The sequence below is a fragment of the Algoriphagus ratkowskyi genome, assembly GCF_002150505.1.
GTDB classification, from domain to species: Bacteria; Bacteroidota; Bacteroidia; order Cytophagales; family Cyclobacteriaceae; genus Algoriphagus; species Algoriphagus ratkowskyi.
This window is the reverse complement of record NZ_MSSV01000012.1, coordinates 92202-107477: the sequence shown is the minus strand read 5'-3', so window position 1 is coordinate 107477 and position 15276 is coordinate 92202. Positions and strand designations below refer to the sequence as shown.

The 15276-nt window shown below is 40.6% G+C and carries 14 protein-coding genes; 6 read left to right on the top strand and 8 right to left on the bottom strand.

The genetic code is table 11. The features are described 5' to 3' along the window. Window positions 1-298: 298 nt before the first annotated feature. From recO to BVH02_RS13965, 3 genes are all read right to left on the bottom strand, one after another. Window positions 299-988: a DNA repair protein RecO gene (gene recO / locus BVH02_RS13975; protein WP_086502077.1), complete on the bottom strand. Its 690-nt coding sequence runs from the start codon at window positions 986-988 to the stop codon at window positions 299-301. A 209-nt stretch (window positions 989-1197) separates the two neighbouring features. After that, complete coding sequence (locus tag BVH02_RS13970) at window positions 1198-1782, bottom strand: thymidine kinase (RefSeq protein WP_086502076.1); 585 nt, start codon at window positions 1780-1782, stop codon at window positions 1198-1200. 7 nt (window positions 1783-1789) lie between these two features. Then, the gene (locus tag BVH02_RS13965) at window positions 1790-2014 is read right to left on the bottom strand and encodes a 2Fe-2S iron-sulfur cluster-binding protein (RefSeq protein WP_317045434.1); all 225 of its coding nucleotides are present in this window, start codon (window positions 2012-2014) and stop codon (window positions 1790-1792) included. A gap of 135 nt (window positions 2015-2149) precedes the next feature. Here BVH02_RS13965 and BVH02_RS13960 point away from each other — a divergent pair, with 135 nt between their 5' ends. From BVH02_RS13960 to BVH02_RS13950, 3 genes are all read left to right on the top strand, one after another. Next, window positions 2150-3274 (top strand): hypothetical protein, encoded by a 1125-nt coding sequence (locus tag BVH02_RS13960; RefSeq protein ID WP_086502075.1) that lies wholly within the window; start codon window positions 2150-2152, stop codon window positions 3272-3274. 149 nt (window positions 3275-3423) lie between these two features. After that, window positions 3424-3984, top strand: a complete 561-nt coding sequence (locus tag BVH02_RS13955) for a Pycsar system effector family protein (protein ID WP_086502074.1) — start codon at window positions 3424-3426, stop codon at window positions 3982-3984. Between the two features lie 21 nt (window positions 3985-4005). Beyond that, entirely contained in the window at window positions 4006-4581 is a 576-nt protein-coding gene (locus tag BVH02_RS13950; RefSeq protein ID WP_086502073.1) for an HD domain-containing protein, read from the top strand. Here the strand turns inward: BVH02_RS13950 and rodA are convergent. Genes rodA through BVH02_RS13925 form a run of 5 tightly spaced genes read right to left on the bottom strand, consistent with a single transcriptional unit; the run spans window position 4578 to window position 10037 of the window. Further along, window positions 4578-5852, bottom strand: a complete 1275-nt coding sequence (gene rodA, locus BVH02_RS13945) for a rod shape-determining protein RodA (protein ID WP_086502072.1) — start codon at window positions 5850-5852, stop codon at window positions 4578-4580. The genes BVH02_RS13950 and rodA overlap by 4 nt on opposite strands. Beyond that, window positions 5852-7654: a penicillin-binding protein 2 gene (gene mrdA, locus BVH02_RS13940; RefSeq protein WP_086502071.1), complete on the bottom strand. Its 1803-nt coding sequence runs from the start codon at window positions 7652-7654 to the stop codon at window positions 5852-5854. The genes rodA and mrdA overlap by 1 nt, the downstream gene beginning before the upstream one ends. Beyond that, entirely contained in the window at window positions 7654-8175 is a 522-nt protein-coding gene (locus BVH02_RS13935; RefSeq protein WP_086502070.1) for a rod shape-determining protein MreD, read from the bottom strand. The genes mrdA and BVH02_RS13935 overlap by 1 nt, the downstream gene beginning before the upstream one ends. Beyond that, window positions 8165-9001 (bottom strand): rod shape-determining protein MreC, encoded by an 837-nt coding sequence (gene mreC / locus BVH02_RS13930; protein WP_086502069.1) that lies wholly within the window; start codon window positions 8999-9001, stop codon window positions 8165-8167. The genes BVH02_RS13935 and mreC overlap by 11 nt, the downstream gene beginning before the upstream one ends. Before the next feature lie 7 nt (window positions 9002-9008). After that, entirely contained in the window at window positions 9009-10037 is a 1029-nt protein-coding gene (locus BVH02_RS13925; RefSeq protein ID WP_086502068.1) for a rod shape-determining protein, read from the bottom strand. Window positions 10038-10353: 316 nt separating this feature from the next. Here BVH02_RS13925 and BVH02_RS13920 point away from each other — a divergent pair, with 316 nt between their 5' ends. From BVH02_RS13920 to infB, 3 genes are all read left to right on the top strand, one after another. Next, window positions 10354-10830, top strand: a complete 477-nt coding sequence (locus BVH02_RS13920) for a ribosome maturation factor RimP (protein ID WP_086502067.1) — start codon at window positions 10354-10356, stop codon at window positions 10828-10830. Window positions 10831-10835: 5 nt separating this feature from the next. Then, entirely contained in the window at window positions 10836-12080 is a 1245-nt protein-coding gene (nusA, locus tag BVH02_RS13915) for a transcription termination factor NusA (protein WP_086502066.1), read from the top strand. A 62-nt stretch (window positions 12081-12142) separates the two neighbouring features. After that, window positions 12143-15046 (top strand): translation initiation factor IF-2, encoded by a 2904-nt coding sequence (gene infB / locus BVH02_RS13910; protein WP_086502065.1) that lies wholly within the window; start codon window positions 12143-12145, stop codon window positions 15044-15046. The last annotated feature ends 230 nt before the right edge of the window (window positions 15047-15276 follow it).

Here is a 15276-nt window from a genome sequence, read left to right as displayed (position 1 = left end):
TTCGCTTTTTCACTGTAAAGTTTTACTAAAGAACCTTCGAGATCAAAAAAATCTAAGAGGGTCACAGTGAGAACATAGTGAAGGGGAGAATAAAGAGTTTAAAATTAGAATTGAAAATTTAGAATGAGAGATCCGAGATTGGAGATTTTTTATAGAGAAGCACGGAGATTTGAAAGGATTACTGCGCATTAGAATTTTAGCGGGAGCATCAGGAGGTAAACATCACAACATAAATCTTCGAGATGAAAAAAAGATCTCAAAGGTTCTTTAACCCTCGCAGCTTTAGTAAGCAGGAAAATTATTCATAGATCTGCCTCAGAATCATCAGGGATTTCCAGTTCCCAGGATTATCCAAGTGCTGACTATAGAAGTCGAGTAGGTGATCCAACAGTTTTTGGCGGAGCGCTTTGCTTATTTTAGCTTCATTAGCGAATGAATAGGTCATAAGTGCCGATAGGTAGTTTTCAGCTTGAGCAAGTTCTGTGGGTGAAAATGGCTGCGATCTACTTTCTGATAAAAAACCCAATGCTGCTTGCGGTGCGAAACCTAGATACCTAGCTTTTTCGATCAGGAACACTAATGGAAATTGTCCGACATGCACGTCCTTGCTGTCTAATATAATTATACATTCCTGTAGAAAATCAAACAAGCTTTCATTCTGATAATTCTCATAAATAGACTTGCTGATCACTTCTGTGATGAAAAGGGCAATACCTGTCCGAGTAAAATCAAAGGGGATCAGCTGATGTGCTCTTGTTAGCTGAGCTTCCGATATTCGTTGTAATCCACCATTGTCTTTATCGTAAACCACAAGTTCAAGTAATGTCAGTGGTTGGTAAAGTGCTATTTTGGATTTATTTCCTTGGGTTCGAACGCCGTTCACTAGATAGGATTTTAGTCCAAGCTCCCGGGTAAAGATCTTCACGATGATGCTCGTTTCCTTGTATCGAATGGCGCTAAGAACTATCCCTTGGGTCTTTTTGAGCATTAGTTGGAATAATAGACTGTCTCGTATTTCTTAGTGTATGAGTGGTTGGGCAACTTCATTATATAATATTCATCATTCGACCTTTATCATTTTAAAGCCTGTTGTACCATTTCTCAGTTGAGTATGTCAGCCTGAGCGAAGTCGAAGGGTCCTTGACTACGCTCGGACTGACAAATAGTGAAATCGGTCATCTGAAATCCAAGACCTGACTACTTCCTATCCTCGTAAAAGCACTTTCTACACCGTGCTTCATAGCTTTCTTTTTCTCCAAGCACTACTTTCTCTTTGGCGTCGGAAAGGCGAAAGGAGAAGGCGGCCAACTCCCCGCATTTCATGCAAATGGCATTTACCTTAGTGACATATTCTGCTACAGCCATCAGTTTGGGCATAGGTTCAAAAGGCTCGCCTTCAAAATCCATATCCAGGCCAGCGAGGATAACTCGTTTTCCTTGTCCGGCTAGCTTTTGTGCAACGGTTATTATTTGCTCATCAAAAAATTGCACCTCATCTATTCCTACTACGTCACAATCTCCTGCCAAGAGGAGAATATCATCTGCGAAGTTGACTGGGGTGGAGCGAATGACATTTTCGTTATGAGAAACTACATCGTTTTCGTCGTAGCGCTTGTCTATGGAGGGCTTAAAGATCTCCACTTTTTGCCGCGCAATTTTCGCGCGATTCAGACGGCGGATTAATTCCTCTGTTTTTCCCGAAAACATAGAACCACAGATCACTTCGATCTGACCTTTGTTCCCTGAGGATCTCAATCTACCTATTGAAGGTTCTATAAACATGATTTCACTATTCGCTATAGGCTATATGTGGAAACTTATTGAATTCGCCAACACGGACAACTATCTCACCTGTTGTAAGTTCCGCTTGGCACGACAGCCTTTCCCCACATTTCAGTCTTCCTTGGCTGAGGTAATCAAGCTCGGGTTTGGTAGGAGGGGAGAGATTTTCTTCGCCGGACTTCAAGATGATTTTGCAGGTGGTACATCTGCCTTTTTTCCCACAAGCATGCATCCAGTCGATGCCATTTTCATGAATAATTTCGATAACTTTACGATGTACGCTATCAGAATTAATCCTCAGATTAAATAGATTTTCTATGACGATTTGAGGCATTTGTTCGTTGACTTTTGTAAACACCACTCTTCAATGACAACTCAAATTAACAGCAATTATTTAGAAAAATACTCCGAAGACTATGCCGCAATTGTTTGTGGTCAGTTTTTCTCTTCCAAACCATACATGACTGGGCAAGATATCGTGCAGTTGACGAATAGTGCTCAGGTGAATTTCTTTATCATCAAAAGACTTTTTGAATTGTGGCAGGATGAGCTAGCAAAGCTTAAGAGCAACCCGTATTTTGACTACCGAGATATCACCGTGCATGAAGCGTTGACGGATTTTATGAATGTACTTTCTCGTAGAATTAAAATAGAGAAAGAACAATTGCAGCCGCTCTTGGAAACATCGATTAGGCAAGCAGTTGAAGTTGCTACTGATCCGGTCTCCTTTTACCAGAATGAGATCTCAAAAGCACCAGTAGGTCAAATCAATGAGTTCCTGAGAGACAACAAAAAATATTATAAGTGGCACTCACAGACCATCACATTTCTAGTGGATAAAGCAGGATTTGGTCATGATGAAAGTGCTTACCTACGAGCCATCGCTGCCAACTATCAGGCAATACAGGGGTCTTTGGAATCCGTTAATCTACTTCTGGCAACTCTTGGTGACATAAAGCCATTTGACCTGGATGCCTATTTAGGTCAGAATGCTCAGGAGCAAATTTTGGTTTCTGATTCAATGCCTGAGCCCAATAGGGAACAGGAGTCAAAAAGCTCATTTTTTGATCAGGTAGAAATTAATGCTACTGGTATCGGAGATGTAGCACCTGAGCCAGTCAGAATGGTGGAGGTAAAGCCTGAGCCTGCGAAAACAGTTCATGTAACTCATTCTAATGCTACCTCAAATGGATTTGATCCATATAATTTGAAAGCAAAATTTGAAACACTTTCCTATAAAGGGATGAAAGGGATATTGGGAGAGCTAGCTGAAAGTCTCGCTATCAATCAGCGCTTTATGTTTACTAAGGAGCTTTTTGACGGGAATGCTGATTTGCTCAAGCACGCATTAAAATCCATAGACAAGTGTCATTCATTCGAGGAAGCGATAGGTTTGGTCAATTCACGGTATGTAGAAGAACTGGGCTGGAAATCGGATTCAGAGTCTGTTCAGGAATTTCTGTTACTTGTCTATCGGAAATTTGAAGTATAGTGATTCTGACTTGTAAATATAAAAAGAGCTTTTTTATAGCTTTTTTTATATTTACATAATCAAATCTCCTTAAATTATAGGAATTGCTTAATTCAGAGATTAACTTGTTTTTAACATGTTGATATGTTTCAGCAAGTTTTTTTCAATCAATGCGTAAGAAATTCCAAGGACTTAAAGACCTGCCACCTCTAGATCCCGGTATAGATGCCGTGGATAATTATTGGTATCTAATCATGTATTTGCGTGATTTAATCAAAGCTTCTGAGATAAAAGCCGGTTTAGTGCTTTCTTTTTACGGTTTATTGATGAATGTTTTCTTCCAGTTCTATGAGCATCTAATTGAACTGGCAACATCTGATTTTATCACATATGGATTCATGGGCACTTGGTTCGTTTTTAGTGTCGTTTCTATCTATTATAGCTTCAGATGCTTTATGCCCCAAATAGAAACCAACTATGATAAAAGTGTATTCTTCTTTGGAAATATTATCTCGTCGTATGGGCCTATTAAGGACTACATAAAAGAACTGGAAAAAGTGAGTACAACAAGACAGCCACTCTTCGACCAGCTCGGAGAGCAAGTGTTTATCAATGCTAAGATCACTGCCACCAAATTTAGAAATGTCAACCTTTCTGTTCGCTTTTTATCATTTAATATTGGCTTAATGTTTGTCTATATATTGTATTACGCAGTAAAGACAGCTTTTTAGCCATTAGACCTGTTTCATCCCATGCAAGGATATCGTACGCTCCGAATACAAGTTTTATCCAATCTTGAAGCCAATTTGCCCAAGACTTTGACCTATCATGGGCTGGATCACACCATGGATGTGCTGAACGTATGCAATCAGTATATAAGAAGAGAAAAACTCCCTAAAGAAGAAAGGGACTTATTGAGAACAGGGGCGATAGTACACGATATGGGCTTTCTCAAAGGTTCAGCAAATCATGAAGAAGTAGGTGCTGGAATGGCAGAAGTTATTTTGCAGAAAATTGGTGTAAACCATGATAAAATAGAGACAGTTAAAGGTTTGGTGTTGGCTACTAAAATCCCTCAAACCCCCCAGAATCATTTACAACGAATTCTCTGTGATGCTGATTTGGATTATTTAGGAAGGGAAGATTATCCTGAGATCAGCAAGAAATTATTCGAGGAACTAAAGACTATGAATGTGATCTCTACAGCGCAACAATGGAAGGAACTGCAGATAAATTTTTTGAAAGCTCATCGTTATCATACACCATTTGCCATTAAAAATAGAGAGCCGAAGAAGCAAATATGGCTTAAAAAGCTGCTGGCATCTTAACCCATTCTACCTAGCTGAAGTGCCCTAGAGCTGTCCATTTTAATGAAAATGAAAAGTAAAATTGTGAATGACCAAAGCGAAGAACCTCCATAACTAAAGAATGGCAGAGGGATTCCTACTACTGGAAATAACCCGATGGTCATTGCGATATTGACCATAAAGTGAAACGTCAAAATCGAAATCACACAATAGCCGTAGATCCTTGTAAATCTATTCTTCTGTCGCTCAGCCATCAGTACTAATCTGGTGAGTAAAGTGACAAACAGTGCTATTACTACGAAACTACCTAGCCAGCCAAATTCTTCTCCTAAGGTGCAAAAAATAAAGTCTGTATGTTGTTCTGGAACAAAATCGAACTTTGTTTGGGTGCCCTGCAAATAACCTTTTCCGATAAGTCCACCCGATCCTATAGCAATTTTTGACTGAGTAACATTCCAACCTGCACCAAGTGGGTCAAGGTCTGGATTGAAGAGCACCATAACCCTGTTCTGCTGATGCTCCGGAAGTTTGGATACAACAAAGTCAAGACTATAAGTGAAGGCTATCAATACTATTCCGATGATACTAAAAGCTATAATCTGTTGTGGTGTCTTCTTTCCCATCAGGATAAAGATCACCACGATTACGATTATAGCGCCAGCTAAATAAAGATTATTTTCTATACCTAAGGCAAGAAGAACTAGGGCAATTAATCCTATTCCAATCACATAGTATTTTTGTGGAAGCCCCTCACGATAAAACATTATCAGCATGGAAAAATACACCATAGCCGTGCCTGTATCTGGTTGGAGGATGATTAGTATCACAGGTATCAGAAGTACTGCAAATGCTTGTAATTGATATTGGGGCTTGGAAAGATCAAAAGTGGGTCTTTCCATAAATTTTGCTAATGCAAGGGCAGTTGCAAATTTGGCGAACTCTCCAGCTTGAATTCTAAAAGAACCCACACCAATTGAGAGTACTTGGCCATTTACTGCTTTACCTAAGAAAGGAGTGAGTAGCAAAAGCACAAGAAAAAATAAATAAATTGGGATAGCAAGATTTTCGAACAGACGATAATCTGCCGCCATAATCACTATTATGATGGCTATTGCTGTACCTATCCAAACTAATTGAATGCCAGAGTTTATTGACGTATCGAAGATGCCTTTATCTACTTGACCATCATAGACAGCTGCATAGATGTTAAACCAGCCTATCATTACTAATGCGAAATAGATCATAACAGTGATCCAGTCTACCCGATTTATGTTGATATCCGTCTCTCGCATTAATTCATAAATTTGCCTTCGATGACATATTTCTCAAGATCAGATCTGGAGACGCTGTCTTTCAGATATTTCTCTATCATCAATGAAGCCATACTAGCAGCAGCTCTACCACCCCATCCTGCATTTTCTACATAGACTGCTATTGCTATTTTTGGATTGTCTTTTGGAGCAAAGGCTATAAATACAGAGTGGTCTTCTCCGTGCGGGTTTTGTGCAGTTCCGGTTTTACCGGCGATCTGAATATCTTTCATTAGTGCTCGCTGGGCAGTGCCAAATAATGCCTGAACCATAGCATCTTGAACCATATCAAAATGGTGTGCATCCACGCCCACATCATGTTTGGTTAGGTACTCTTGGGGGATTTTACTTTGATCTCCATCTATGGCCCTGATTAAGTGAGGAGTGTAATAATAACCTTTATTGGCGAATATGGCTGCCAAATTAGCCATCTGAACTGGAGTGACTAGTAACTCTCCCTGACCAATAGACAGGGAATAAATTGTGGAGTATTTCCAGCGGCCATTTCCATAGAAACGATCATAATATTTACTGGAAGGCACATCTCCACCTTTTTCATTTGGCATGTCAATTCCTAAAGTTCCGCCAAGGCCGAACTTCATTACATGTTCACGCCATATGTCCAAGCCGATTTCTGTATCCTTATAGGTATTACTCGAGACTTCCTGATTGATAATCTGACGAAAAGCCTGGTGGTAATATGGGTTACAGGAGTTACGTATTGCTCCAAAAAGATTCACTGGGGATGGATGATTGTGGCAAGCAACCAATGATCTATTGCATGCAAATGTGGTTTCTGGTGTTAAAACGCCTTCTTGCAAACCGATGAGACTTTGTACGATTTTGAAAATTGAGCCAGGTGGATAGGTCGCCATTATTGGACGATTGAAAAGGGGTTTTGTTTCTAGCCTATTAAGCGCCGTGTAACTTTTTCCAAAATCTGAACCAGTCAGGCTATTTGGGTCATAAAAAGGAGCAGAGATCATGGAAAGAATTTCCCCTGTTTTTGGCTCTATAGCCACCACAGACCCAGTTTTTCCCTTCATCAACATCTCACCGTACTTCTGGAGCTCCATGTCAATGGAGGAGTTGATATTTTTTCCTGCTACAGACGCAGTATCGTATTCACCATCTTTAAATGGACCTTTGTCTACTCCGCGGACGTTGACCATTTTATACTTAACACCCTTTTTTCCACGCATTTGGTCTTCATAATAGCGTTCCATTCCACTAAGACCTACGTAATCCCCTTGAACATAGTAGCCAGAACTATCGCGCTCGAGCTGTCTACCACTGATTTCACCTATGTAGCCTAATGCATGCGCTGCTACCGGTTCAGGGTAGGAGCGGACAGAACGAGTCATGATGAATAATCCTGGGTAATCAATCAGGAAATCTTGAATCCTCGCAAATTCATTTGTCGAAATCTGCTTTATGAAGGTTGATGGTTTTACGTAGGAATATTTTCTTGCTGCCTGGTAGGTCTCGATTAAGTGCTCTTTGGTAATCCCAAAAATTTCTAAGAAACGGGTAGTATCCTTTACCTGAAACTCTTTTGGGACAATCATCAAATCAAAAATGGGATTATTATAAACCAGCAATTTTCCGTTGCGATCATATACTAAGCCACGATAGGGGTGGTCAACTACACGTTGAATAGCATTTCGCTCAGCTCTTTTGAGAAAGCTGTCGTCCAACACTTGTATCATAAACAGTTTGGTCAAAAGAACCGCACTTATTATGAATACAAAAACAATTATTACTATGGGGCGTTGGTCGTTCATCAGATTCCTCTCCTGCGTTTGAAGAACAGCAGTTGTACAATTATAGCCATAATGACTGTGAATATCGAGGAGAAAAGACTTTTGTTCAACACACCAAATAATCCCCCTGTTCCCCATTGATCGGCAACAAAAAACATCAGTGAAAAGGCAAATACTAATGGTAATGAATAACTGACGTACCAGCCAATCCCCATTTCAGGCAATGTAGGAATATTCGCATCATCATAGCCGCCATTTGGACTGATTGCTTTGAGCCAATAGGTTCTCAAAAAAGCCATTAGAGTTGCTGCTGCAGCATGAAGTCCAAGTGTGTCGTAGAACACATCAATGAGTAAGCCTAAGCCGAAACTGATCAGGATTACTGGAAAGCTACGCATACTGATAGGAAAACTCAAAATAGCCAATAAGTATATAAAGCAGAATGCCACTCCAAAAAGCGCTAGATTTTTCAAAAGTAAAATCTGCACCAAGCATAGGCAGATCACTAGGAAGACGTAAGCGATCAGATTTTTAAAATTCATTTTCTATTTGCGAAGTCTTGTAAAGTGAGTCAAGCTCATTGGCCTGTGTATTTTCCACTAAATAGACGTAGTGAGCACTGCTAAAGTCTGTGCTTAAGCTTATGACAATATCCAAGAAATTTGGGTTCTCGCCTTTTTCAACACTAGATATAATCCCAATCTCAATGCCTTCCGGAAACACATTACTGAAACCGGTCGTCACTATTGTATCACCTACATTAGCAATAACATGGCTAGGCACATAGAGTAACTTGGCGTGCTTAGAATCAAGACCATCCCAATTGGTAGTACCAAATGAGTTGTTAGTTTTAATTTTGGAAGACAATGTCATTCCAGTGTTGAGCAGGGAAATGCCTACAGAGAAGTTTTCAGATACTGACTTGACTCTTCCTATCACACCTTGTTCGTTGAAGATGCCCATTCCAGGTTTGACGCCATCTTTTGACCCTTTATTAAGGGTGAGGTGGTTTTGTGCAAAGCGCAACGAATTACTGATAATCCGAGCGCCCTTGAAATTATATTGTACTTCCAATGCAGAATCTAACGCTAAAGCGATGCTATCAGGAATATAACCCCTTTCCTTAAGATGCTCAAGAAGTCCGGCATTCTCACTTAGGAGCGCTTCATTAGCCTCCGCAAGTGAAAAGAAATCCATGACATCTGAGCGGGTCTTTAGGACAGAGCCAGTTAGGGCATTGGAACTATTATAGAAAGCTGCACCCTGGGGCGAGTTATTGGAGACAATTAATCCGATCGCCAATACTTCAAGCAAAACAAATAAGAGGAAAGACCTTAGACTATAAAGGAATTGAAGGATGCGTAGCATTCTAGGTTTAAGTCATCAATACTGTTCGGAAATTCTGTACATTTTTCAAGGCTGTGCCTGTTCCTCTCACTACTGCTCTCAGCGGATCTTCTGCTATGTGGATAGGAAGCTTAGTCTTCTGATGGAGTCTTTTGTCAAGACCTTTCAATAAAGCGCCGCCACCAGTAAGGTGAATACCATTATCGTAGATATCCGCAGAAAGTTCAGGTGGAGAGATCTCCAGTGCTTTCAAAACAGCTTCCTCAATTTTTGAAACAGATTTGTCCAGAGAGAAAGCTATTTCGGAGTAAGAAACTTTGATCACCTTAGGAATACCAGTCATTAAGTCACGACCTCTGATTTCGTAATCTTCAGGTGGATCGTCTAATTCCGTTAAAGCAGAACCAATGGCAATTTTAACTTTTTCAGCAGAGCGTTCGCCTATGAGTAAATTGTGCTGGCGACGCATATAGTCCAGAATATCTTTGGTAAACGTGTCACCTGCCACTCGTATTGATTGGTCTGCGACTATACCGGATAGTGCGATCAGTGCAATCTCAGTCGTACCTCCTCCTATATCCACAATCATGGATCCCATCGGTTTCTCTATGTCGATACCAATTCCTATAGCCGCAGCGATAGGTTCGTAGATCATATAGACTTCCTTGGCTCCAGCGTGTTCTGCAGAGTCACGTACGGCTCTTTTTTCCACTTCGGTGATTCCCGAAGGAATACAGATCACCATACGGTGAGACTGTGGGAATAAGCCTTTCTTCTGACCAGGGATCATTTTGATCAATCCTCTGATCATTTGTTCTGCAGCGTAGAAATCGGCTATTACCCCATCTTTTAATGGACGGATGGTCTTGATGTTTTCATGCGTTTTCTCATGCATGTTCATGGCTTCACGACCTACTGCCAATACACGATTGGTAGTTTTGTCGATTGCGATGATGGAAGGTTCATCTACTACAATTTTATCTTTATGAATGATCAGGGTGTTTGCTGTACCGAGGTCAATTGCAATATCACTAGAGAAAAAGTCAAATAATCCCATTTTTAGGTCTTGAATGTATTTACTGGAGTTGAGAGTTTAATATACTATGCTAAGCATTCATATTAAACGGGGGTCGGCAAAATTATTATCTTAATGGGACAAAATTGATATAATCGGGATATTTTTTGGTAACAATATTAAATGATTCTAAAGCTTCTTTAGTTGATTCATGCTTTTCTCAAAAAAAACCTAATTATCTCTAGCTCTTCATTTAGGGATCGCATTGTTTTTACTACAAAATTATTTTACCTTTGCGTCGTATTCGAAAGTTTCTGGAGGGGACACCATGTATGTCCCCTCTTTCATTATACCTACTATGACTGACTTGAAACAAGCTATCGAAGAGATTGTGGAGAAGCATCTACCGGATGAGAATCATTTCATCGTTGAGGTGAAAATGTCTGAGAAATCAGGCAAAACGCTTCTCAGTATCCTTATGGACGCTGATGAAGGGGTGACTATTCGTGCTTGCGCTAAGTTGAGCAGAGCAGTTTCGGAAGAGCTTGAGGCAAAAGAGATGATGCCGGAAGCATATATTCTGGAAGTTTCTTCACCTGGATTAGACTTTCCTTTAAGTAGTAGAAGACAATTTGAGAAAAATATTAACAGGGAGCTAAAGATTTCTTTGACCTCGGGAGAAGAAATTCAGGGCAAATTGCTGGAGGTATTAGAAACCGGTGTAAAAGTGCTGGTGAATAAGAAAAAAGAAAAAGGCAAAAAAGCCACTGAGGAGGAAGTTACTCTTCTTTTTGAAGAGATGAAGAAATCAATTGTACAAGTATCTTTTAAATAAATCAAATGGATGCCAAAGTCTTAATAGAATCCTTCGCTGAATTTGCGAGATCTAAAAATGTGGATCGACCTACGATGATCCGTATCTTGGAAGATGTGTTCAGAGCGATGATTCGCAAGAAGTTTGAGAATGACGAAAACTTCGATGTGACCATTAATGCTGATCAAGGTGACCTTGAGATATTCCGTATCCGGGAAATTGTTGACGACAATTCTGAGGATATTTGGGATTTAGACAAAATCAGCTTTGCTGAAGCTCGTAAAATCGAACCGGATTTTGAAATAGGAGAAGAAGTTTACGAGAAAATTGAATTGGAAGCTTTTGGAAGACGTGCTGTGCAGATGGCTCGTCAGACCTTGATCCAACGAATCAAAGATCTCGAAAAAGATATTCTATATAGTAAATATGAAGAGTTAGTTGGTGAGATCGTAAGTGCTGAAGTGTACCAGATTCTAGGAAGGGAGATACTTCTGATGGATGGTGATGGCAACGAATTGATTTTGCCAAAAGCAGAGCAAATTTCTAAAGATCGCTTCAGAAAAGGAGATACCGTAAAAGCAATTGTTCATAGAGTGGATATGTCTAATGGTAATCCAAAGATTATTCTTTCTAGAACTTCTCCGATTTTCTTGGAACGCTTGTTCGAGAATGAAGTTCCTGAGGTATATGATGGGTTGATTACAATTATCAAAATTGTAAGAGAGCCAGGTGAAAGAGCTAAAGTAGCAGTGGAATCTTACGATGATCGTATAGATCCAGTTGGAGCTTGTGTGGGAATGAAAGGTTCAAGAATTCATGCAGTAGTAAGAGAATTGCAGAATGAAAATATTGATGTGATTAATTTCACAGAAAATTTGGACCTCTACGTTACTCGCGCCTTAAGCCCTGCCAAGGTTTCTTCTATCACCGCAAATGAGGAGACAAAAAGAATATCAGTATTCCTGAAGCCAGACCAAGTATCACTTGCTATCGGTAAAGGTGGATATAATATCAAACTTGCGAGTAGATTGATTGGATATGAGATCGATGTATTCCGTGAGTTGAATGAGAGCGAAGAGGAAGATGTTGATTTGAGAGAGTTTGTTGATGAAATTGACAGCTGGATCATCGACGAATTAAAGAAAACAGGCTTAGATACTGCAAAAAGCGTATTGAGCTTGACCAAAGAGGACTTGACTCGTAGAACAGAACTTGAAGAAGAAACTGTAGACGAGATATTCAGGATCCTCGGACAAGAATTTGATCAATAAAACGGGAAATAACCCCCGTGTAATACCCTAATTATTTAAGATTTCGAAAGAAGTTTTTGCTTATGTCAGAAGAAAAAATGATGCGTTTAGGCCAAATAGCCAGAAAACTCAACGTTGGTACGGCAACCATAGTTGAGTCCTTGGCTAAAAAGGGTTATGAGGTGGAGAATAATCCTAATTCAAAAATCAACATGAATCAAGTTGAGATGCTGAATAAGGAATTCAAATCTTCTGCCCTAGATAAAGAGGAGGCATCCCACCTCTCTATAGGGAAGCGCCATGAGCCTATCTCTATAGAGCCAGAAACTCCTAAAGAGGAGCCAAAGCCAAAGCCAGCGCCACCCGCTCCTGCGCCAACTCCCCCTGCACCAAAAGCAGCTGAGGAACCAAAGCCAGTAGCACCTGTGCCAACTCCTGAGGTTGCGCCAAAAGCAGCTGAAGACCCTAAACCAGCGCAGCCTTCTACACCTACTCCGTCTGCCGAGCCGGAGAAAGTTTCTTCTGAAACTCCTAAATTAGAGGGTATTAAAGTCTTGGGTAAAATTGATCTAAGCAAAAATGTTGCTCCTGTACCTAGACACAGACAGCAACAAGGTCAGAACAAGCATGGTCAAAAGTATGGCGACACTAGAAAACCTCATCCAGGTCAGCAGCCGAAGCCACAGCCAAAACCAGCTCAGGAAGCCAAAAAACCTAATGTTCCGCCAGCACCACAGGTGAGAAAGGAACAGCCTAAGCCAGCTCCACAGCAGCCTACGCCTACTGCTCCTTTAGCTCCAGTGGCCCCTGTAGCCAAGGATGAGGTGATTTCTGCAAAAGCGGAGTCTCTGAAAGGACTTACTGTATTAGGTAAAATAGAACTTCCAGCTGATCGACCTAAGAAAAAAGGCGGGCCAGTAGCTTCTTCTGACGAAAGAGGAAGAGATAAAAAACGACCGCGTAAGCGTATTGATAAACCAGGAGGACCTGGAAATCGTCCTCCGGGAGCACCTGGAAGCAGACCGCATCCTGCGGGAGGTCGTCCAGGTGGTAATCCAAGAACTGGACCGCCTGTAAGAGCTCAAAAGGCTGAACCTACTCAGAAGGAAATCCAAGATCAGATCAAGCAAACTCTAGCCCGTCTTCAAGGTAAGAGTGCCGGAGGAGGAAAAGGTAAGAGCCGTAGAGATAAGAAAGCTGAAAGAGTAAGAGATGTAGATTTCGAAACTGATGAGGTTAAAATCTTAAAGGTTACTGAATTTATCTCCGCAAATGACTTAGCTGCATTGATGGATTTGTCTGTAAATCAGGTCATTTCCGCTTGTATGTCTTTAGGCATGTTCGTATCGATCAACCAGAGATTGGATGCTGAAGCAATTACAATTATTGCTGATGAATTCGGGTATGAAGTAGAGTTTACCAAATCTATTGAAGATGAAATAGAGCCAGAAGAGGCAGATTCAGAAGAAGATTTGCTGGAGAGAGCTCCGATTGTTACCATTATGGGTCACGTCGATCACGGTAAGACTTCCTTGCTGGATTATATCCGTATGTCCAAAGTGACTGCTGATGAAGCGGGTGGAATCACCCAGCACATTGGTGCATATGACGTAATGACTAAGACTGGTCATAAAATTGCCTTCCTTGATACACCTGGTCACGAAGCATTTACTGCGATGCGTGCTCGTGGTGCAAAAATCACGGATGTTGCAATTATCGTAATAGCAGCTGATGATAGCATCATGCCTCAGACTAAGGAAGCTATAAACCACGCACAAGTTGCTGGTGTACCAATGATCTTTGCGATTAACAAAATAGATAGACCTTCTGCCAACCCTGCCAAGATCAAAGAAGAGCTTGCTAACATGAACCTCTTGATAGAAGAGTGGGGAGGTAAATATCAATCTCAAGATATCTCAGCCAAAACTGGTGAAGGTATAGATGACTTGCTGGAGAAGGTGCTTCTAGAATCTGAAGTATTAGAACTTAAAGCAAATCCTAATAAGAATGCTGCTGGTACAGTAATCGAAGCTTCCTTGGATAAAGGACGTGGATATGTTTCGACCATCATGGTTCAGGCAGGTACCTTGAAAATTGGTGATATTATTCTAGCAGGTCAAAATCACGGACGTGTGAAAGCGATGTTTGATCACAAAGGTAAGAAGCTGAAAGAAGCGGGACCTTCTACGCCTGTTCAGGTACTAGGACTTGGAGGAGCTCCACAAGCTGGTGATATTATCAAGGTGTATGATACCGAGCGTGAAGCTAGAGATATTGCCAATTCAAGAGAGCAAATCCAACGTGAGCAAAGCTTAAGAACTAAGAAACATATTACATTGGATGAAATCGGTCGTCGTCTGGCTATCGGTAGCTTCAAGGAGTTGAATATCATTATAAAAGGTGACGTGGATGGATCAGTAGAAGCACTTTCTGATTCTTTATTGAAGCTTTCTAAGGATGAAGTGAAAGTAAGTATTATCCATAAAGGTGTGGGTCAGATTTCTGAATCTGATGTTCTTCTAGCATCTGCTTCTGACGCAATTATTCTTGGATTCCAGGTGAGACCTTCTTCAAATGCGAAGAAACTTGCTGAGCAGGAAGAAATTGAAATTCGTCATTACTCTATCATCTACGATGCGATCAACCAGATCAAGGATGCTATTGAGGGTATGCTAGAGCCTACATTCGAAGAAATCATTACTGGTAATATCCAAGTAAGAGAAGTCTTCAAAATCACTAAGATTGGTACTGTTGCAGGTTCTTACGTTACCGATGGTTTCATCACCAGAAAGAACAAGATCCGTGTGATCAGGGACGGTATCGTTATTCATGAAGGCGAGATCGATCAATTGAAGCGATTCAAAGACGATGTGGCTGAAGTGAAAGCTGGATACGAGTGTGGTATTTCTATCAAAAACTTCAACAATATCGAAATTGAGGATACAATTGAAGGTTACGAGATGAAAGAGATCAAGCGTAAGAAGTAGTCTACGCTTAGCTATATAATTGAAAAGGAACAGCGCATTGCTGTTCCTTTTTTAGTTTTACCCTATGTTATTAGCCCTATACTATTTGCTTTGGTTTTTGCTATGTATTTCGATACTTAGCCTTTTAGCGGGACTGGTTCGACCGGTATATGTGCTGTGGTTCTTGGACAGAATGAATCGTCTAAAAGTCTTAAAAATATACGGATGTGCTAGCCTCATACTTTTAAGTA

Bases quoted from the DNA above. Each gene is read 5' to 3' on its own strand.
- recO (WP_086502077.1), bottom strand. From the start codon at position 988: ATGCTCAAAAAGACCCAAGGGATAGTTCTTAGCGCCATTCGATACAAG.
- BVH02_RS13970 (WP_086502076.1), bottom strand. From the start codon at position 1,782: ATGTTTATAGAACCTTCAATAGGTAGATTGAGATCCTCAGGGAACAAA.
- BVH02_RS13965 (WP_317045434.1), bottom strand. From the start codon at position 2,014: ATGCATGCTTGTGGGAAAAAAGGCAGATGTACCACCTGCAAAATCATC.
- BVH02_RS13960 (WP_086502075.1), top strand. From the start codon at position 2,150: ATGACAACTCAAATTAACAGCAATTATTTAGAAAAATACTCCGAAGAC.
- BVH02_RS13955 (WP_086502074.1), top strand. From the start codon at position 3,424: ATGCGTAAGAAATTCCAAGGACTTAAAGACCTGCCACCTCTAGATCCC.
- BVH02_RS13950 (WP_086502073.1), top strand. From the start codon at position 4,006: ATGCAAGGATATCGTACGCTCCGAATACAAGTTTTATCCAATCTTGAA.
- rodA (WP_086502072.1), bottom strand. From the start codon at position 5,852: ATGCGAGAGACGGATATCAACATAAATCGGGTAGACTGGATCACTGTT.
- mrdA (WP_086502071.1), bottom strand. From the start codon at position 7,654: ATGAACGACCAACGCCCCATAGTAATAATTGTTTTTGTATTCATAATA.
- BVH02_RS13935 (WP_086502070.1), bottom strand. From the start codon at position 8,175: ATGAATTTTAAAAATCTGATCGCTTACGTCTTCCTAGTGATCTGCCTA.
- mreC (WP_086502069.1), bottom strand. From the start codon at position 9,001: ATGCTACGCATCCTTCAATTCCTTTATAGTCTAAGGTCTTTCCTCTTA.
- BVH02_RS13925 (WP_086502068.1), bottom strand. From the start codon at position 10,037: ATGGGATTATTTGACTTTTTCTCTAGTGATATTGCAATTGACCTCGGT.
- BVH02_RS13920 (WP_086502067.1), top strand. From the start codon at position 10,354: ATGACTGACTTGAAACAAGCTATCGAAGAGATTGTGGAGAAGCATCTA.
- nusA (WP_086502066.1), top strand. From the start codon at position 10,836: ATGGATGCCAAAGTCTTAATAGAATCCTTCGCTGAATTTGCGAGATCT.
- infB (WP_086502065.1), top strand. From the start codon at position 12,143: ATGTCAGAAGAAAAAATGATGCGTTTAGGCCAAATAGCCAGAAAACTC.